Here is a 19,770-nt window from a genome sequence, read left to right as displayed (position 1 = left end):
ATCTTACAGTTTTACAAATTCACGATTTCACAGCTTCACGATTACAGCCAAGGTATTTAAACAAATAATTTTCTGAGTTCAACAGAATCTGCAGGTTTCATTCTTCCGGAAAGGATTAGAGAAAGTTCTTTTCTTCTGAGTGCTGCATTGTATCTTTCTATTTCTTGTTCTGTTTCGGGCTCTGATTCTGGTACAGAAACAGGCTTGTTATTTTTATCAACCGCCACAAAGGTGTAAATTCCTTCGTTGGTATGTATTTTTTCTTTGGTAATTGGGTTGTCTAACCATACATCACAATAAATTTCCATAGATGTAGAAAAAGCTCTAGAAACTTGTGCTTCTACCACTACTACGCCACCTTCTGGAATGGGATATTTAAATGAAACATGATTCACAGAGGCAGTAACTACAGTAGATTGGCTATGTCTAGAAGCAGCAATGGCGGCAGCTCTATCCATTCTGGCAAGAAGTTCTCCCCCGAACATATTATTAAGAGAATTGGTTTCGTTTGGCAAAACGATATTAGTCATCACAGTATGTGATTCTGAACATTTTTTACTATTTTTCATTGTAAATTTCAGATTTATTTAGAAGTTTTCAAAGAGTCTTTTTTAAGGCTCTTGGTAGAATCTTTTTTTGCAGAATCTTTTTTAATCACAGATTTTTCTTCTATTCTGTGCGTAGAAGTTTTAACACTCATATCAAAAGATTTTTTGCCAAAAATTTTGTCCTGATGCGTAAGAGCTAAAAAAAGAATCCCACCAACAGGAATAATAAAAAGGAAAGCCCAAAGAATAGACTTACTAAAAACATAATCGTCTTCTGAGTCTTTTTTTTCGGCTGTTGCTTTTTTTTCTTTAATTTCTTTCAGGTTGATTTCTTCGAGTCCAAAAAAATTAGAACTATGTGCAAAACTATTTTTAGAAGCAAGTTTTAGGCTGCCGTTCTCTTCAGAAAATTCTCCTAATTCTTCTACCGAGAATTTTTTATTTTCTGCTAATTCTTGTTTCCAAGATTGTATTTGATCTTTTAATTTTGACTGAACAATGAAAAGATTTTCTTCTGATTTTTCAGAAATATATTTAGAAAAATCAGAGTTAATAATATTTTCATTTCTTTCGAAAAAAACTTCGTAGGTAGGCGGAAGAAGTGTAGCTTCTTTTTCATTTAGGATTGCTGATTTTTTCTGTAGAGAAAACACGCCAAAATTAGGGAGTTCTACACTTCCTTTTTCTTGCAGATAACTAAAAAGATATTGTCCTAAATTCATATCGGCACAAATTTAACATTTTTTATTGAGTTACATTACAAAAAAAGGCTGCTAGATTTTAGCAGCCTCATTTTTCTATAATTGGTGATTAATAAGCAATTTTCACTACTTCGTTATTAACTTTTACCAAATAATTTCCTTTTTTAGGCAAGTTAAGTTCTAACCCGTTTGAAGAACTATTAGTATTTAGTTTTTTAACCAATTTACCACTGAAATCATACACTTGAATGTCTAAATTCCCTTTTTGAGAAGTATACAGTTTACCTTCTGAAACAAAAGATTTAGTTTTAGCATTACTGATATCCCCAACTGACAAACTAGATGAAATGGTAAAATAAGCTCTATAATTAGCGCCAGAGTTACTAGAATATTTTTCACCTTTATTAGTATAAGCTACAGAATAGACTTCAATCATATAGGTCCCAATAGGTAATCCTTGTATGATGTTCTGACTTCCAGATACAGTTCCCCATTTCTGATCTCCAAAACCCAAATCTTGTTGAAATCCTAAGGTTAAATTTTGAAATACTCCTGATGGCGTACCAGAACTTATTCTGTAAAACATTTTAGAACCAGTAACATCAGCGTCTCCGTTTTTCCAAGTCTTGACTTCTCCGCCTGCAAACACTAAAGATTCAGTACCAGAATTGAAGGTTCCCAAATCCGCTCCTTGAAAATCAGGATTCCCTGTAGTAGCTTGTAAGTCGTAGTAAACATTACCCGCTCCATTGATATTCAAAATAGCATAAGATTCAAAAATACCTGCATCTCCTTGAGCTTTAAAAAAACCAATGGATAAAATTGTAAGTACTAAAAAATAAAATTTTTTCATATTTATAAATTTTTAAGGTTATTATACTTTTATTAGTGAAGTTTAATCTCAAAAACGGCTGCTAAAAAATAGCAGCCTTGTAAAATTAATTCTTTTTTTATAATTAATATGATATTTTTACAACTTCATTATTAATTTTTATTAAGTAATTTCCTTTTTGTGGTAAATTTAGCTCTAAACCGTTGTTTGATGAAACATTAGCGTTCAATTTTTTTACTAATTTTCCACTAAAATCATACACTTGAATATCTACATTTCCTTTTTGAGAAGTATACAATTTTCCTTCTGAAACAAAAGATTTAAATTTAGATTTATTAATATCGACTACTGCCATAGTAGATGCTGTAAATGTATAAGCTGCGGTTTCTCTGTTGAAAGTAACATCATAAGTTCCTGCTGTTGTAGGAATATTATTACTGCTATTAAAATCACCTGTTCCTGAAGGAAAGGCTGTGCCACCCCAATTAACTGCCCAAGCATTATTTACTCTAAACTTAACTCCTCCTGCAACAAGTTGCAATCCTGATTTTGTAAAGGTTTTACCTCCATCAGTAGATGTAAGAGCTATATCTGTAGTCCAACCTCCTCCTGAAATACCATCTCCAATAAGAGAGACAGATGATGCTTCAAATGAATAAGCAAGAGTGTTTTTGTTAAAGGTTATATTGTAATATCCAGATGTCAAAGGAATATCTCCTCCATTTTCTACAGCATTACCAGAAGGGAATGTAGTTCCTCCCCATGTTGTAATTGGAGCATTTGACTTATAGAACTTAACATTAGCAGCATTGAAATAAAAATCAGATTTAGAATACGTAATACCATCTGGTGTAGAAAGAGATTCACCTGGAGTTGCATTGCTATTAAACCCTCCATAGAAACTAATATTATCAGAAACAATAGTTGACACAAAATTATATGCACCAGTTGTTCTATTAAAAGTGATGTTGTATGTTCCTGGAGTAACTGGAATATTGTTAGGAGAATTAAGCACACCTGTTCCACTTGGGAATGATGTTCCTCCCCAGTTAGTGCCCCAACCACCATCTTGTCTAAACTTCACGCCTCCATTTGCAGTAAAAGTGTGAGTGAGAGTATAATTTACATTATCCGTAGTAGCCATAACTACATCACCTGACCACGTATTAAAGTCACCAATCAGACCAATTGATTGTGAGCTAAATAGGCCAAAAACAACAGAAAATAAGAAAGAAAATAAAAGTTTTTTCATAATATTTTTTTTTAGGATTAATAATCTAAAATTAACAAAAATTTAAAATAAAAAAATTTTTTTCAAAAAAAAATCAAAACTCATTGATTTTCAACTAATTATTAAGCTGAAATAATTTTTATTTTCTCATTTATAAGACAATACAAATTGCTGATTAACAATATTTTAAATAAAAATTAGAAAAATTAGAAAATTCACTGAAAACCACTAGTTTATCCTAAAATTAAGCCCTAGCATAAAATTTCTTCCTGCCTGTGCATAATAATAAGGCCCATAGTACACAAATCCATTATTTACATATTTTTTATTAAAAATATTATTTAATAAAAACTGCAAACTCACTTCTTGTTTTGCAATTTTGAATTCATATTGAGCATTGAAATCCGTCAAAAAATAATCTTTTAACTGCAATTCTTTTGTTTCAGTATTGTCTAGATATTGTTTCCCTATGTATTGATTATTAAGACTGAGTTGTAAGTTTTTTATTGGTTTATATTGCAACATTGCATTGGTAATGATATTTGGAGAGAAAGAAATGGCCGCATTACCTAGTTCGGTTACAGAGTTATTTCCTTCTATTTTAAAATCAACGTTTTTGTTTTGGCTAAGTGTTAGATTTCCAGAAACAGTAAACTTTTCAGACAATTTGGCTACAGCTCCCAATTCTATTCCTAATCTGTAAGATTTACCAGAATTAATTTTAATAAATTCACCCACCATATTGATTTCTCCACTCAAAACCAATTGATTAATGTAATTCATATAATAAGCATTGGCGGTAAAAGCTAAATTCCCAAAAGTTTTCTCTAATCCCAATTCAAAATCGTGTAATTGTTCTGGCTTTGTATTAGGATTAGCAAACAAATCATCTCTATTTGGTTCTCTGTGTGCTTGCGCATAAGAGAAGAAAATTTTTCCATTTTCTATTTTGTAATTCAATCCAAATTTCGGATTAAAGAAAGTCCATTTTTGCGTTAGATCCATACCTTCTTCGGCATTTGCATCTATTACATAGGTTTTATAATCAATATTTCTAACCTGTAAATCCCCAAAAAATTCAAATTGATTAAATTTATAAATCGCTTTGGCAAAAACTGAAACTTCGTTCTTTAATGCATTATTTCTATAGTATTCATGTTCAGAAATATTGGTGTATTTTACCCCAGAAACATTCCCAAAATGCCTTCCGAAATATTGATTAGCAGTTACTCCGAAATTCAAATTTAGACTTTCAAAATTCCCATAAAGATTAGAAACTACACCATAAAAATCATTATCTAACCATTTTTTTCTGATAAAATCTGTTCTGGTAATGGTGTTTCCATTTTCGGTGATGTTCGGCAAATCATATTTAGAAAACTTTGCGTCTTGTTTGTAATTTTCATAATATCCTTTACCATCGGTATAGTGAAACGTGGTTTCTAAATTCCATTTTTCCGAAAATTTTTGTTCCCAAAGTAAATGGTAATGCTTTTGCCAATAGTTATCCGTTTCATTGTCATAAAAATCAGTGATATTTCCATTAGCATCATAAATTGCGCCTGAATAATTAAATTTCGGATTGGTTTCATATGTAGCTGCATCTATTCCGTTCCATGCTTGGTAGGTTTTTTCTTTTCCACCAAAAGTCAAAAATCTCAATTTGGTATTTCCTTTTTCAAACAACGCATTGATGTTGTAAGAACTCAGTTTAGAAAAAGCCCTATCAATATATCCATCAGAATTTATGGTAGAATACCTCGCAGAAACCGAAAGCATATTATTCAAAAACTTACCTGTTCCCGCTTCAAAAGACGTTTTCATCGTATTAAAACTACCCGCACTAAATTGCCCTAAAGCGTAAGGTTTTTTTTCTGGATCTTTCGTCAAAATATTCACACTCGCCCCGAAGCTAGCCGTTCCATTACTAGATGTTCCCACACCACGCTGTATCACAATCTGCGATGCCGAACTCGCCATATCAGGAATATTCACAAAAAAAGTTCCTTGGCTTTCAGAATCATTATACGGAACACCGTTTAGCATTACATTTATGCTTGTTCCTGCGGTTCCTCTAATTCTGAAACCAGTGTAACCGACACCATTTCCCGCATCAGAAGTTGCCACAACAGACATTTGGTTCTTAAGCAAAATAGGCAAATCTTGACCTAAATTTCTAGAACCCAAATCCTTTTGTACGTTAATAATTTCTTTGGAAACTGGCAGCCTTCTCGTGAAGCTCACCTCCTGAATTTCTTTAATCTGCGTAGAATCTGTTTGCGCAGACAAAACAGAGCTTGCGCTAAGCCCTAAAATAATAAATCCTTTCATTCTGATTTTTTTAAAATTAAACAAATCGAACAAAAGGATGCCACGTGCGAAAAATACATCAAAGACGTTTCCCTAAACAGCATTACCTGTTCTAGGTTCTTTGGGTATAATCTCAGCCTATTACAGCACCCCTTTTTCTTACGGCAAAGATAATAATTTTTTTTATGGCGCCAAATCTCCTCGTTCCGCTCCCACTTCCCGAGAAAATATTTTTTAATTTCTTAAAAAATATTTTCTCGGGAGAGTTCCGCTCAACTCGGGGCGCAATCCCGTTATTCTCAGAACCAATATTTTAAAAACAAAGAGTAATTACAAATTTCTAAAAACCCCAAAAAGAACTGAAATGATCAATAAAAATAGCAAAGTCTTATTCCCAAGTAATATTGACCGCAATTTTTGGTGTTTTTCTTTGTTAAAACTAGTGAATATAATCAACAAAACATAAGGAATAGACAACAAAAACAATGCATTTTGCTTAAAAGCCTCTATAAAATTAAAATGCAAAACCTCATGGAAAGCTCTTTGGCTTCCACAGCCTGGACACTGATAGCCAGTAACATTATAAAACGGACAAGAAATAAAAAAATCCTTTTGTTCATAAGGGTTGAGAAGATAATAATAACCCACTATTAACAATATTGTTACTACAAAAAACCAATTTTTTTTATCCTTGTACATAAAACAAATGTAATTCTAAACTTTATATTTTACAAGATTGATTTAAAATATATGCTTTATTTATAAAATTTTCTGAAAATATATCCTCTGAAAATTAAAATTTCTTATTTTTGAAAACCTTATAAAAAGGATTGATGATTATAAATATTTGAACGAAAAAAGAAGTTCTAAACAACATCTCATCTAGAAGATTTAAACAACTAACTTTCTAGAAAACAATCAATTTATCATCATGAAAATTTACTTTTCAGTAAAAGTAAACCATCTATTATTAAGTTTGAAAAGATAACAAAAATTATGAATATTTATCAGGATTACATCCAGGAAATCGAAGAAAGAAAAGCACAAGGTCTTCACCCAAAACCTATTGACAGTGCAGATTTACTAAGCGCAATCATCGAGCAAATTAAAGATCAAGCCAACGAACACAGAGCTGACTCTTTGAAATTTTTCATTTACAATACACTTCCGGGCACTACCCCTGCGGCTGGTGCAAAGGCTCAGTTTTTAAAAGAAATAATTACAGGAGCCTCTTCAGTAGAAGAAATCACACCAGATTTTGCCTTTGAACTACTTTCTCATATGAAAGGAGGACCGTCTATCAAAGTATTGCTAGACTTGGCTTTAGGAGACAATACCGAGAATGCAAAAAAAGCTGCGGAAGTTCTTAAAACACAAGTTTTCCTTTATGAAGCAGACACAGATAGACTGAAAGATGCTTTTAAAAACGACAATCCAATAGCAAGAGAAATCCTTGAAAGCTACGCAAAAGCAGAATTTTTCACCAAACTTCCAGATGTTCCAGAAGAAATTAAAGTAGTGACTTACATTGCTGCTGAAGGTGATATTTCAACCGATTTATTATCTCCAGGAAATCAAGCGCACTCTCGTTCTGACCGTGAATTGCACGGAAAATGTATGATGACTCCTGCTCAACAAGAAGAAATAAAAGCATTGCAAGCACAACATCCAGATGCTAGCGTAATGCTCATCGCAGAAAAAGGAACAATGGGTGTAGGATCGTCTAGAATGTCTGGGGTAAACAACGTTGCACTTTGGACAGGAAAACAAGCAAGCCCTTATATCCCATTCGTTAATATAGCTCCTATTGTAGCTGGAACCAATGGTATTTCTCCAATTTTCTTAACTACAGTTGACGTAACGGGTGGTATTGGAATCGACCTTCAAAACTGGGTAAAGAAAACAGACGAAAATGGCAACCCTGTAAGAAACGAAAATGGTGACATTATTTTAGAAGAGAAATATTCTGTAGCTACAGGAACTGTCCTCACAATTAACACCAAAACAAAAAAATTATACAACGGAGATGTTGAGTTGAAAGATATTTCAAAATCATTTACTCCTCAAAAATTAGAATTTATCAAAGCAGGTGGTTCATACGCAATTGTTTTTGGTAAGAAAATCCAAACATTTGCAGCTAAAACTTTAGGCATTACTGCTCCTACTGTTTTTGCACCGTCTAAAGAAATTTCTATCGAAGGACAAGGACTTACCGCTGTTGAAAAAATCTTTAATAGAAATGCAGTTGGCGTTCCAGAAGGTAAAGTTTTACACGCAGGTTCTGACGTAAGAGTTGAAGTTAATATCGTTGGTTCTCAGGACACTACAGGTCTAATGACCGCTCAGGAACTAGAATCTATGGCTGCTACAGTAATTTCTCCAATTGTGGACGGTGCGTACCAGTCAGGATGTCACACAGCTTCAGTTTGGGATAAAAAAGCACAAGCTAATATCCCTAAATTAATGAAATTTATGAACGATTTCGGAGTAATCACTGCACGTGACCCGAAAGGTGAATACCACGCAATGACAGACGTTATTCACAAAGTTCTTAACGATATTACTGTAGATGAATGGGCCATCATCATTGGTGGTGACTCTCACACTAGAATGTCTAAAGGAGTGGCTTTCGGAGCTGACTCTGGAACTGTAGCTTTGGCTCTGGCAACTGGTGAAGCATCAATGCCAATCCCTGAATCTGTAAAAGTTACTTTCAAAGGAAATATGAAGCCTCATATGGATTTCCGTGATGTTGTACACGCTACACAAGCTCAAATGTTGAAACAATTTGATGGAGAGAACGTTTTCCAAGGTAGAATTATCGAAGTTCACATCGGTACACTTCCTGCCGATCAAGCATTTACATTTACAGACTGGACTGCAGAAATGAAAGCTAAAGCTTCTATCTGTATCTCTGAAGACGATACTTTAATCGAATCATTGGAAATTGCAAAAAGCAGAATCCAAATTATGATTGATAAAGGAATGGACAATAGCAAACAAGTTCTTCAAGGATTAATTAACAAGGCAGATAAGAGAATCGCTGAAATTAAGTCTGGTGAAAAACCTGCTTTAACTCCTGATGCTAACGCAAAATATTATGCTGAAGTAGTGGTAGACCTTGAACAAATCGTAGAGCCAATGATTGCTGATCCAGATGTAAATAACGATGATGTTTCCAAAAGATATACTCACGATACCATCAGAGACCTTACGTATTACGGCGGTCAGAAAAAAGTTGACCTTGGTTTCGTAGGTTCTTGTATGGTTCACAAAGGTGACCTTAAAATCGTATCTCAAATGTTGAGAAACCTTGAAAAACAAAATGGTAAAGTAGAATTCAAAGCGCCTCTTGTAGTTGCTGCTCCTACTTATAATATCATAGATGAGTTAAAAGCTGAAGGTGATTGGGAATTATTAGAAAAATATTCTGGTTTTGAATTTAATGATGCCGCTCCGAAAAGCGAAGCTAGAACTCAATATGAAAATATGATGTACCTAGAACGTCCTGGTTGTAACCTATGTATGGGCAACCAAGAAAAAGCAGAGAAAGGAGATACTGTTCTGGCAACTTCTACTCGCCTTTTCCAAGGAAGAGTAGTAGAAGATTCTGAACGTAAAAAAGGAGAATCTCTATTAGCTTCTACTCCAGTAGTTGTTTTATCAGCTATCAAAGGCAGAATACCAAGTATCGAAGAATACAAAGAAGCTGTAGAAGGCATCGACTTAACTACATTTGTTCCATCAATCAAAGAATTGGTAACAGTTGGACATTAATTTATTTTAATTTAAAGCCGAAAGATTTTTAAATAACAATGGAAGATTTCTTATGAAGTCTTCCATTTTTTTGTTTTAATTCCTAATATTTCACAGAATAATATTAATTTTAGCCTTACATAAAATTCAATTTCATTCAAGAATTAATAGGTATTAATAATTCGAATCATAGACTCTTTTAATACTTTAGCAATTATGTAGGAATAAAATTTGATGTAAAAACAACACCAATATACGGCATTTAGATAACTAATGCAGACCTAATCATAAAAAATAAATGATATGACATTTGACATTGACATGATTAAAAAAGTGTATGAGCGCTACCCAGAAAGAATAGCAGCAGCTAGAAAAGTGGTAGGAAAACCTCTTACACTAGCAGAAAAAATTCTTTACGCACACCTTTGGCAAGGTAATGCTACAGAAGCATACGAAAGAGGAAATTCTTACGTAGATTTTGCTCCGGATAGAGTGGCTATGCAAGACGCAACGGCTCAAATGGCGCTTTTACAGTTTATGCAAGCTGGTAAATCCAAAGTTGCTGTACCATCTACAGCACACGCAGATCACTTAATTCAAGCAAAAATTGGTGCGGACAAGGATCTACAAGAAGCTCTTAATAAGAACAACGAAGTTTTTAACTTCCTTTCATCTATTTGTAATAAATATGGTATTGGTTTCTGGAAACCAGGAGCGGGTATTATTCACCAAGTAATTTTAGAAAACTACGCTTTTCCTGGTGGAATGATGATTGGCACCGATTCTCACACCGTAAACGCGGGAGGTTTAGGTATGGTTGCCATAGGTGTTGGTGGAGCTGACGCTGTAGATGTAATGGCAGGAATGGCCTGGGAACTTAAAATGCCAAAATTGATTGGGGTAAAATTAAATGGAAAATTAAACGGTTGGACTGCTCCAAAAGACGTAATATTGAAAGTTGCAGGTATTCTTACCGTAAAAGGTGGAACGGGTGCTATTGTAGAATATTTCGGCGAAGGTGCTATTGCAATGTCTGCTACTGGTAAAGGAACTATCTGTAATATGGGTGCAGAAATTGGTGCTACCACTTCTACTTTCGGGTATGATGATTCTATGAGAAGATATCTTGCTGCAACAGGAAGACAAGACGTAGTAGATGCTGCTGATAAAATTGCAGAACACTTAACTGGCGATGCAGAAGTGTATACAGAACCCGAAAAATATTTCGATCAAGTCATTGAAATCAACCTTTCTGAATTAACTCCGCATCTTAACGGTCCATTCACTCCAGATTTAGCAACTCCAGTTGCAGAATTTAGAGAAAAAGCAATAAAAAATGATTGGCCTCTTGATATAGAATGGGCATTAATAGGCTCTTGTACCAACTCTTCTTACGAAGATTTATCTAGAGCAGCCTCTATTGTAGAAGATGCCGTAGCAAAAGGAGTAAAACCAAAAGCTATCTTAGGTATCAACCCAGGTTCTGAACAAGTAAGATATACCGCAGAAAGAGATGGATTAATTGCTAGTTTCCAAAAATTTGAAAATTCTAGAATATTTACCAATGCTTGTGGACCTTGTATCGGACAATGGGACAGAGAAGGCGCTGAAAAACAAGAAAAAAACTCAATCATTCACTCTTTCAATAGAAATTTCGCAAAAAGAGCAGATGGTAACCCAAATACTCACGCTTTCGTAGCTTCTCCTGAAATGGTAGCTGCTGTAGCAATTTCTGGAAGATTAGATTTTAACCCAATTACTGATACTTTAACCAACCAAAATGGTGAACAAATAAAATTAGCAGAACCTAAAGGCGATGAATTACCAGCTAAAGGTTTTGCTGTAGAAGACAATGGCTATCAAGCTCCTGCAGAAGATGGCTCTTCTGTTGAAGTTATCGTTTCGCCTACTTCTGATAGATTGCAATTGCTAGAACCTTTCGCGCCTTGGGATGGTAAAAATATTACGGGTGCAAGACTTCTGATTAAAGCAGAAGGAAAGTGCACTACAGACCATATTTCTATGGCTGGACCTTGGTTAAAATATAGAGGCCACTTGGACAACATTTCTAATAATATGTTGATTGGCGCATTAAATTTCTATAACAAAGAAACCAATAGAGTTAAAAACCAATTGACTGGAGAATATGGCGAAGTTCCTGCTGTACAAAGAGCTTATAAAGCAGCTGGCGTACCTTCTATTGTAGTGGGAGACCAAAATTACGGTGAAGGTTCTTCTAGAGAGCACGCTGCTATGGAACCAAGACATCTTGGTGTAAAAGCGGTTTTGGTAAAATCTTTTGCGAGAATCCACGAAACGAATCTTAAAAAACAAGGTATGTTGGCACTAACTTTTGCCAATCCTGAAGATTATGATAAGATTTTGGAAGATGATACTTTTGACTTCATCAATTTGGAAAGCTTCGCACCAAATACTCCACTTCAAATTTTAATAACACACGCAGACGGAACTACAGATACCATTCTTGCTAATCACACGTATAATGAGCAGCAAATTGGATGGTTTAGAGCGGGTTCTGCTTTGAATTTGATTGCGGAAGAGGCCAAAAATTCTTAAAATTAGATTTTTAAATATATTGATTGCCACTCGAAGTTTTTCGGGTGGTTTTTTATTGGCTCTTAAACCAATTCTGAAAAGACACTTTATAAGTTTCGCCAATATTTATGGGAAATTTTTCTATAAAAACCTTATTGCCATCAATAGAAGTGATTTTCTGAAGATTTACAATATACGATTTATGAATTCTTTTAAAATATTTAGGAAGCAAATTTTCTAAGTTTTTAAGATTTTCTAAAATGATAAACTCGTCTGACGTGGTTTTTATATTCACATAATCTCGCAAACCTTCTATATAAAGAATTTCTTGAAAATGTACTTTTACTTTTTTCCCTTCAGATTTTACAAAGAAAAAATCATTTTCTTCTATGATTGATTTTTCTGAAGAATTCTCTAAAAATCGATCTTTAACCCTCAAAACACTTTTGTAAAATCTGTCATAAGAAATGGGCTTCAAGAGATAATCCACCACTCCGTATTCATAACTTTCTAGGGCGAAATCAGAATAGGCTGTTGTAAGAATGATGGGCGTTTTATTTTTAATGATTTTCAAAAAATCCATCCCATTAAGTTCTGGCATCTGAATATCTAGAAAAACCAAATCATAAGATTCTTCTTTCATTTTTTGTAAACCCATCAGCGGATTTACCGTAGAGAACCCGAACTCCAAAAAATAGGTTTTAGAAATATAATCTTCTAACAAACGAATTGCTAGAGGTTCATCATCAATTATTAAACATTTAATTTTCATAAATTTACCATCAAATTTACTTCGTAAAACTCACCATCATTCAAAATTTCAAGTTGATGCTTATCTGGATAAATAATGGAAAGTCGTTTTTTTACGTTTTCAATTCCAATTCCTGAACTTTTATCTTTTTCTAAGTTTGAAATTTTATTTTTTTGATGAAATAACAATTGGTTCGCTTTTGTTTCAATGGAAATTTCAAGCGGAAAATCTCTCAAATTACCGTGTTTGAAAACATTTTCAACAAACGGAATGAGAATCATTGGTGCAATTTTCAAATCTTTATTCTCTGTTTTATCTTCAAAAAGAATATTTTCTGGGGTAGAAATCCTTAAACTTTCTAAATCTATATAATTTTTAAGATATTGAATTTCATCATGTAAACTGGTAAAGTCTTTTCTAATTTCTGTAGTAGAAAACCTTAACAAATCTCCCAATTTTTCTATGGCATTCAGAGATTTATCAGACTTTTGATTGACTAGAGAATAAATATTATTAAGGGTATTAAAAATAAAATGCGGATTGATTTGTGATTTCAGAAGAGACATTTCGGCTTCGTTTTTTTGTTGGAGTAATTCTTGTCTTTCTTTTTCAACTTTGAAAGAATTGTCAATAAACCATATAAAACTACTGAACAAAATTGGCATGGTAGATTGAATAATACTGAAATTTAAAAACCAAATAAAACTGTCTTTCATATATAGAACTTTTGTTTTTAAAATTTTAATAATTAAAATTTCTTCTATGAAATATTTCAGAAAAACATAAAACAAAATAATAATAACTATACTTATTACTGTTTTTTTGGTATTTGGATTATACGTGATTTTTGGTAAAATAAAAAAATAATTAAAATAAAAAGTTGCTACATTTATTAAAATCGTAGAATATGTTAAAAGGCTGGCAAATATGGATTCGTCTTCTACACTAATAAAAAGCATAGTATAAAATAAATATACCCAGACTATAATATGTATAAGTGGCAATGTGAACTTTCTCATTCTTACAAAATTAGTATTTATATCCTAGAAAAGTATAGTGCTTTTCTACAAAACCCTCATTTTTATCTGCAAAAAGTATTGATAGAGGAAATGTAAGTTTTAGCAGATTTTAACAATCGTATTAAGCTATTAAAATATAATTTTGAATAAAAATCAATCTAAAATGAAAAAAATAACCATTTTGTTTACTTTATTAAGTATTCTTAGCTTCTCGCAAAATTCTAAAATCTACCCTAAAAACAAAGTTGTATCTGGCAAAGAAAACGTATTTATTTATGAACCAGAAAAAGGAATCAATGTTCCAGATAATGTATATGCCAATTACATAAGCAGTATCGGAGAAAGAAAATCACCACTAAAAAAAGTGAATTCTAAATATGAGTTCACCATTAAACTCCCTGATTCTATAAAAACGGTAATGATGATTTTCAAAAATAACAATGAAACTTATACCGATAAAAATGAAGACAAAGCATTTACTTATTATTTAAAAAATACTAAAAATGGAGAACCAGAAGCAGACAGACTCATTTTGATGGAATTTGCTAATTATGTTTTTAAACTCAATTATCCTGATGCCAAATTATCATCAGAATTTGAAAACTTATTTAAGACCTATCCTAAATTAAAAGATTACTCTGAAACTTATTTTAAATATCTAATTGCTGTAAATAAAGCTAATCCAGAAAAAGGAAAATTGTTATCCGAAAAATATGCGAAAGAATTGGAAAATAAAGAGGACGAAAATAGTTTAGTCAAAGCAATCTTTTATTATAGAAATGCAAATAATTTCGACAAAGAAGAGCAACTTTCTAAAATCATTTTAGAAAAATATCCCAAAGGACTTTTAGCTAAATCTAAATTTTCTGATAGTTTTTTTGACAAAATAAGACAACCTGATTTTCAATTAGATGAAACTATAGTCAATCAATTTATCTCTGAGTTTCAAAAATATTCAAAACATTTTTATGACATACAAACCATTGACCAAATTAGAACAGTTTTACTTAAAAAAGCAATTGAAGAAAAAAATTGGGAGAGAATAGAAAAATTTGAAAAAGAAATTTCTAATAATTGGCTTACTGCAAATTTATATAATGAAACTGCTTGGAAGCTTGCAGACGGAGACCGCATCAATTCTGAAGGAAAAGACCTAGATTTTGCAGAAAAACTCGCAAGAAAATCACTAGAAATATACAGTGAAAAGATAAATACTCTGAATGAATATGATGCCCAATCTAACTATGACCAAAAATTTATGTTCTATACTGATGCCCTAGGAATGATACTTTATAAGCAGAAAAGATACCAAGAAGCATTCGCTGAACAAAGTAAGTTTATCAATTTTGATTTTATAGATGACAGCAATAGAGAAAGATACGTTTTATCAGCAGAAAAAGTAAAAGGAAACGATTTTGTAAAAAACTACATCTATAACTTATTGAAAGAAAATAATATAAGTGATAATCTATACCATAAACTATCTGAAATTTACCAATCTCAAAATCTACCAACCCAAGAAATTGAAAAATTAAGAACAGAAAACAAAAAAATAGCAACTAAAAAAGCGCAACAAGAACTCTATAAATATTACGGTGGTGATTTAAAAGCCAAAGATTTTTCATTAACAAATTTAGAAGGAAAAACAGTAAAACTATCTGATTACAAAGGGAAAATTGTAGTGCTTGATTTCTGGGGGACTTGGTGTGGTCCTTGCAGATCTTCACTTCCTCATATGCAAGAATTAGTGAATCAATATAAAGGTAAAGATGTAGAGTTTTTCTTTGTAGATGTACAAGAAAACAAAAAACCTGAAGACGTTAAAAAAACAGTAGCAAAATTTATTTCTGACAACAAATACACATTCAATGTATTGTTAGACTTAGATGACAAAGTTGCACAAAGCTTTAAAATCAAAGGAGTTCCTTGCGAAATAATAATTAACAAAGAAGGAAATATCATTTCAAGAAGCGAAGGTTATGACGGCAATTTAGGAGCATTAATTGCAGAAAATTTATAAAATTATCTTAAAAAAAAACTTATTAAAGTCACTCTAAAAAAAGAGTGACTTTTTTGATGTAACAAAATAAGATTTCAGTTGTCTTATAAGGAGAACTAAAATGAATATGAAAAGAAATTTTATTATAGCAACAGGGTTGTTGTTTATCTCGCAGTTGGGTTTTTCTCAAACCAATAAAAATGACACGGCAAAAGAAAAACAAATAGACGGTGTAACCATTACCAAGACCAAAAAAGCCGTAGAACAAAAAGCAGACAGAACTATTTTTGATTTTTCTGAACAAGCGCATCTAAATACTGGTAATCTAAGCGAAGGATTGAAAAAACTACCCGGACTTATCGTCTCCGATGTAGCTGGAATGATGTACCAAGGAAAACAATTAGATGTTTATATGGACGGAAGACCGCTGAACATTGGCGGAAATCAACTGCAAGCTTTTCTAGAGGGAATGCCTGCCAATTCTGTAGAACGAGTAGAAGTGGTTACACAACCCGGCTCGGAATTTCCTGCTACTTCTGGTGGTGCAATCATCAATATTATCACCAATAAAAATGCTCAAAAATATCTTTCTGCTACTTATACAGGAAGATACGCTTTCACCAATTACGAAAAATACAGAAACAGAACCAATAACTCAATTTTATTAAATGCCAAAAATAAATATTTCGGTTGGCAACTTAATTTCGGACAAAATTATAGAGAAACCTACAGAGAATCTATTATTGATAAAGTTTCTAATGTGTTTTCAGAGCAACTCAATAGAGGTTATTTTGTGAAATCTGCGCTTACTTTTGATATAGGAAAAGACAGATTATTGGTCAATTATGATATTAACCACAATAATAATGACACCGAAAACAACAGTTATGGCTTTATTGCCAATAGAACAGGAACCGCTCCCAATTACATCTACAGCATAGATGATTATACAACCAAAGACTTTGGAGAAACTAAAAACTGGAGAAAAGATTTAAGTGTAACTTATCAAGTAAAATTTGACGATAAAAACAAAAAATTAGACTTGAATGCAAGTTATAACACTTTTGATTCTGACTATGTTTTAGATGGAAAAAAATACATTGAATCTACTTCTACTACTCAAAACAATAATTTAGAGACAAGTTCCAATCAAAATGTAGCCACTTTCAGAATTGATTATTCTCAACCAATTAAAATATTAGATGAAGGGAAAATTTCAATTGGTGGATTGTTTGAAAGATTAGATTATGATACCGATTCTTTTGGAGTTACCAATCTAGAATACCAAAGACAAACCACTTCTACTTATGCAGAAATTCAAGCTAAGAAAAAGAAATTTGATTTTACCTTAGGAGCCAGAGCAGAAGCTTATGACATTTCTGGAAAAACAGTTGATTTGAAGACCGGAAAGTTGACAGAAAATTTAATCCCATTTAAAAAATTTAGTCTTTTTCCTAATGCAAGTATTCAGTATAATTTCGGGCAGCAGATTTATTTTGCTTTGAATTATAATAGAAAAATACAATTACCAAATATTTCTTGGCTCAACCCAAATAATACCAATTACCAAAACGGAAATATCAGTTTCGGAGGAAATCCTAATTTACAACCTACTATTTTTAATAATTTCGAAGCGAAGCTTTCTGTCTTTGATTACGCATTTATTGGTTATAATATGAGTTTGGCAGAGAACCAATCGATTCAATTTGCTGAAAAGAAATATTTTTTTGAAGAAAAACCTATTATTGACAATAGAGAAGCCTATGGTGTGAGCAATGGTTTTGTTAATGTATCTTCTATGAAAATTCATAATTTCAATTTTGGATTACCCATCCCTTTTATGCTTTTTACTAAAGGTTTAAAAGAAACCATGAAATTCAATATCAATCCTGATAAAATGAATTTCCTTTATGTTTATGCAGGATATCAATTTCATGAACTTCCTAATAACAATAACAAAGGATTTTGGATTTTCAATATCATGGCACAATTTATTTTACCTCAAGACATAAAATTAGTAGCTAATTATGGCACAATGACCAAAGGAAATTGGTATTACTACAGAATGGAAAAACCTTGGATGAATAGTTTCGACCTAACTGCTACCAAAAAATTCTTAAAAGATAGACTTACGGTTTCTGTATTTGCCAATGACCTCTTTAGAACCAATGTAAATGCTGTAACTTCACTTTATAACAATTCTAATTTATATCTCGGGAATAATTTTGATTCTCAAAATTTTGGAATTTCTATTAATTATAAACTTCCTACCAAAAATAAATTGGCAAAAGAAGACCCGAACCTCATTAAACAAGACAAAAAAGATGATTCTGGTCTTCCTAATCAATAAAGAAAAAATCCGAGAAATTTCTCGGATTTTTTTATCCTTCGCAAGCTCGCCAAACAGCATCGTTCTGTGGAACCGGCGCTGTAATTTCTATATTTTCTTTAGTTACAGGATGCATGAATTCTAATTTTCTAGCATGAAGATTGATTCCTCCATCAGGATTAGAGCGTGGTGAACCGTACTTTAAATCACCTTTTATAGATGTACCGTTTTTAGATAATTGCGCTCTTATTTGGTGATGCCTTCCTGTTTCTAAATCTATTTCCAAAAGCAGATAATTATCTAAAGTTTTAATGATATTGTAGGTGAGGATTGCTTCTTTAGCACCATCTGTAGGTTTTGTAAAAACTGTAGCTTTATTGGTTTTTTCATTTTTTTTGAGATAATGCACCAAACGTTGTGACTGAGGAATCATTTCTTTGGCTACCACTGCCCAATATGTTTTTTTTATTTCACGGTTTTTCACCATTTGAGTAAGCCTTGTAAGCGCTTTAGAAGTCTTGGCATATATCACCAAACCAGAAGTTGGCCTATCAATTCTATGAACCAAACCTAAGAAAACATTTCCAGGTTTATTATCTCTATTTTTAATAAAATTTTTGATAGAATCTAGCAAAGACTCATCGCCGGTTTTATCACCTTGCACCAATTGCCCTACTTTTTTATTAATAACAAGTAGGTGATTATCTTCGTAGAGGATTTGAGAAGAAATATTTTCGTTTTTTGAAGACATTACAATATTTAAAATACAAATTTATGAAATAAAGAAAAAGTTGAGCAATTGCACTCAACTTTTAAGTTTATTATAAGAATATTTTTCCTAATAACTTTCTTCTTTATTAGGAAAACTTACGTCTTTTACATCTTTTACATACTGAGAAACCGCCCCTGTAATTTCGGTATAAAGGTCAAGATATCTTCTCAAGAATTTTGGCGAAAAACCTTTATTCATACCAACCATATCATGATAGACCAATACTTGGCCATCACAATCTGAACCCGCTCCAATCCCAATAGTTGGAATACTGATGCTTTCTGAAACTTTTTTTGCCAAACTAGCAGGTATTTTCTCTAAAACCAATGCAAAACAACCCAGTTTTTCTAGAATTTTCGCATCATTTAGAAGTTTTTCAGCTTCAGCGTCTTCTTTTGCTCTTACCTTATAAGTTCCAAATTGATAGATACTTTGCGGAGTAAGACCGAGATGCCCCATTACAGGAATTCCTGCTTTTACTAATCTAGATACAGATTCTGCTATTTCTTCTCCGCCTTCTATTTTTATGGCATGCGCTCCAGATTCCTTCATCATTCTTACGCCAGACTCTAATGCTTTCTGAGGGTCTGATTGGTACGTTCCAAAAGGCAAATCCGCTACTACCAAAGCTCTATCTACACCTCTTACCACACATTGTGCATGATAAATCATTTGGTCTAAAGTTATAGGAAGTGTGGTTTCGTGGCCAGCCATTACATTAGAAGCAGAATCACCAACCAAAATTGCATCTACACCACCTGCGTCTACCATTTTGGCAGTGGTATAATCATAGGCGGTAAGCATGGTGATTTTTTCCTTATCGAATTTCATTTTTCGTAAGGTTTCGGTAGTTACTTTTTTTATTTCTGAGTGTACAGACATAATCTTATGTTCAGAGTTTATGGTTTATGTTTCAAAGTTACTAAAAATAAAAGTTCCAAGTCTAGAAACTTGGAACTTGAAAAT

Annotated in this window: 14 protein-coding genes; 4 read left to right on the top strand and 10 right to left on the bottom strand. The window is 32.6% G+C overall.

Features of this window, described 5'->3' with window-relative positions; genetic code table 11:
* Positions 1–56 precede the first annotated feature (56 nt).
* The 6 genes from IEW40_RS07445 to IEW40_RS14270 form a co-directional block, all read right to left on the bottom strand.
* On the bottom strand, positions 57–569 hold the full coding sequence (locus tag IEW40_RS07445; protein WP_188617436.1) for an acyl-CoA thioesterase: 513 nt from the start codon (positions 567–569) through the stop codon (positions 57–59).
* Between the two features lie 14 nt (positions 570–583).
* A complete protein-coding gene (locus IEW40_RS07440; protein WP_188617435.1) occupies positions 584–1,270 on the bottom strand; it encodes a hypothetical protein in 687 nt (228 codons plus the stop codon).
* Positions 1,271–1,358: 88 nt separating this feature from the next.
* Complete coding sequence (locus IEW40_RS07435) at positions 1,359–2,102, bottom strand: T9SS type A sorting domain-containing protein (RefSeq protein WP_188617434.1); 744 nt, start codon at positions 2,100–2,102, stop codon at positions 1,359–1,361.
* Between the two features lie 103 nt (positions 2,103–2,205).
* Entirely contained in the window at positions 2,206–3,333 is a 1,128-nt protein-coding gene (locus IEW40_RS07430; protein WP_188617433.1) for a T9SS type A sorting domain-containing protein, read from the bottom strand.
* Positions 3,334–3,540: 207 nt separating this feature from the next.
* Entirely contained in the window at positions 3,541–5,643 is a 2,103-nt protein-coding gene (locus IEW40_RS07425; protein ID WP_188617432.1) for a TonB-dependent receptor, read from the bottom strand.
* Between the two features lie 309 nt (positions 5,644–5,952).
* Entirely contained in the window at positions 5,953–6,321 is a 369-nt protein-coding gene (locus IEW40_RS14270; RefSeq protein ID WP_188617431.1) for a DUF2752 domain-containing protein, read from the bottom strand.
* 297 nt (positions 6,322–6,618) lie between these two features.
* On the opposite strand from IEW40_RS14270, the gene IEW40_RS07415 reads away from it, so the two are divergent.
* Together IEW40_RS07415 and IEW40_RS07410 are read left to right on the top strand one after the other, a co-directional pair.
* Positions 6,619–9,399, top strand: a complete 2,781-nt coding sequence (locus tag IEW40_RS07415) for a bifunctional aconitate hydratase 2/2-methylisocitrate dehydratase (protein ID WP_188617430.1) — start codon at positions 6,619–6,621, stop codon at positions 9,397–9,399.
* Positions 9,400–9,681: 282 nt separating this feature from the next.
* Positions 9,682–11,955, top strand: a complete 2,274-nt coding sequence (locus tag IEW40_RS07410; protein WP_188617429.1) for an aconitate hydratase — start codon at positions 9,682–9,684, stop codon at positions 11,953–11,955.
* Positions 11,956–12,007: 52 nt separating this feature from the next.
* Here IEW40_RS07410 and IEW40_RS07405 read toward each other — a convergent pair whose 3' ends face one another.
* On the bottom strand, positions 12,008–12,706 hold the full coding sequence (locus tag IEW40_RS07405) for a LytR/AlgR family response regulator transcription factor (RefSeq protein ID WP_188617428.1): 699 nt from the start codon (positions 12,704–12,706) through the stop codon (positions 12,008–12,010).
* Positions 12,703–13,401: a sensor histidine kinase gene (locus IEW40_RS07400; RefSeq protein ID WP_188617427.1), complete on the bottom strand. Its 699-nt coding sequence runs from the start codon at positions 13,399–13,401 to the stop codon at positions 12,703–12,705. Before IEW40_RS07400 ends, IEW40_RS07405 begins: the two co-directional genes overlap by 4 nt.
* 466 nt (positions 13,402–13,867) lie before the next feature.
* On the opposite strand from IEW40_RS07400, the gene IEW40_RS07395 reads away from it, so the two are divergent.
* Both IEW40_RS07395 and IEW40_RS07390 read left to right on the top strand, forming a co-directional pair.
* Positions 13,868–15,724 (top strand): TlpA family protein disulfide reductase, encoded by a 1,857-nt coding sequence (locus tag IEW40_RS07395; RefSeq protein WP_188617426.1) that lies wholly within the window; start codon positions 13,868–13,870, stop codon positions 15,722–15,724.
* Positions 15,725–15,830: 106 nt separating this feature from the next.
* Complete coding sequence (locus tag IEW40_RS07390) at positions 15,831–18,053, top strand: TonB-dependent receptor domain-containing protein (protein ID WP_188617425.1); 2,223 nt, start codon at positions 15,831–15,833, stop codon at positions 18,051–18,053.
* Between the two features lie 31 nt (positions 18,054–18,084).
* On the opposite strand, the gene IEW40_RS07385 is transcribed toward IEW40_RS07390, so the two are convergent.
* Positions 18,085–18,783 carry an RluA family pseudouridine synthase gene (locus IEW40_RS07385; protein WP_188617424.1) on the bottom strand — a complete coding sequence of 233 codons (699 nt, stop codon included), beginning with the start codon at positions 18,781–18,783 and terminating at the stop codon, positions 18,085–18,087.
* Between the two features lie 87 nt (positions 18,784–18,870).
* Positions 18,871–19,686, bottom strand: a complete 816-nt coding sequence (gene panB / locus IEW40_RS07380; protein ID WP_188617423.1) for a 3-methyl-2-oxobutanoate hydroxymethyltransferase — start codon at positions 19,684–19,686, stop codon at positions 18,871–18,873.
* Positions 19,687–19,770 lie beyond the last annotated feature (84 nt).

The sequence above is a fragment of the Cloacibacterium rupense genome, from assembly GCF_014645495.1.
Lineage (GTDB): Bacteria > Bacteroidota > Bacteroidia > Flavobacteriales > Weeksellaceae > Cloacibacterium > Cloacibacterium rupense.
This window is presented reverse-complemented; position numbering and strand designations above follow the sequence as displayed.

Coding starts and splice junctions, on each gene's coding strand:
- IEW40_RS07445 (WP_188617436.1), bottom strand. CDS start 569: ATGAAAAATAGTAAAAAATGTTCAGAATCACATACTGTGATGACTAAT.
- IEW40_RS07440 (WP_188617435.1), bottom strand. CDS start 1,270: ATGAATTTAGGACAATATCTTTTTAGTTATCTGCAAGAAAAAGGAAGT.
- IEW40_RS07435 (WP_188617434.1), bottom strand. CDS start 2,102: ATGAAAAAATTTTATTTTTTAGTACTTACAATTTTATCCATTGGTTTT.
- IEW40_RS07430 (WP_188617433.1), bottom strand. CDS start 3,333: ATGAAAAAACTTTTATTTTCTTTCTTATTTTCTGTTGTTTTTGGCCTA.
- IEW40_RS07425 (WP_188617432.1), bottom strand. CDS start 5,643: ATGAAAGGATTTATTATTTTAGGGCTTAGCGCAAGCTCTGTTTTGTCT.
- IEW40_RS14270 (WP_188617431.1), bottom strand. CDS start 6,321: ATGTACAAGGATAAAAAAAATTGGTTTTTTGTAGTAACAATATTGTTA.
- IEW40_RS07415 (WP_188617430.1), top strand. CDS start 6,619: ATGAATATTTATCAGGATTACATCCAGGAAATCGAAGAAAGAAAAGCA.
- IEW40_RS07410 (WP_188617429.1), top strand. CDS start 9,682: ATGACATTTGACATTGACATGATTAAAAAAGTGTATGAGCGCTACCCA.
- IEW40_RS07405 (WP_188617428.1), bottom strand. CDS start 12,706: ATGAAAATTAAATGTTTAATAATTGATGATGAACCTCTAGCAATTCGT.
- IEW40_RS07400 (WP_188617427.1), bottom strand. CDS start 13,401: ATGAAAGACAGTTTTATTTGGTTTTTAAATTTCAGTATTATTCAATCT.
- IEW40_RS07395 (WP_188617426.1), top strand. CDS start 13,868: ATGAAAAAAATAACCATTTTGTTTACTTTATTAAGTATTCTTAGCTTC.
- IEW40_RS07390 (WP_188617425.1), top strand. CDS start 15,831: ATGAAAAGAAATTTTATTATAGCAACAGGGTTGTTGTTTATCTCGCAG.
- IEW40_RS07385 (WP_188617424.1), bottom strand. CDS start 18,783: ATGTCTTCAAAAAACGAAAATATTTCTTCTCAAATCCTCTACGAAGAT.
- panB (WP_188617423.1), bottom strand. CDS start 19,686: ATGTCTGTACACTCAGAAATAAAAAAAGTAACTACCGAAACCTTACGA.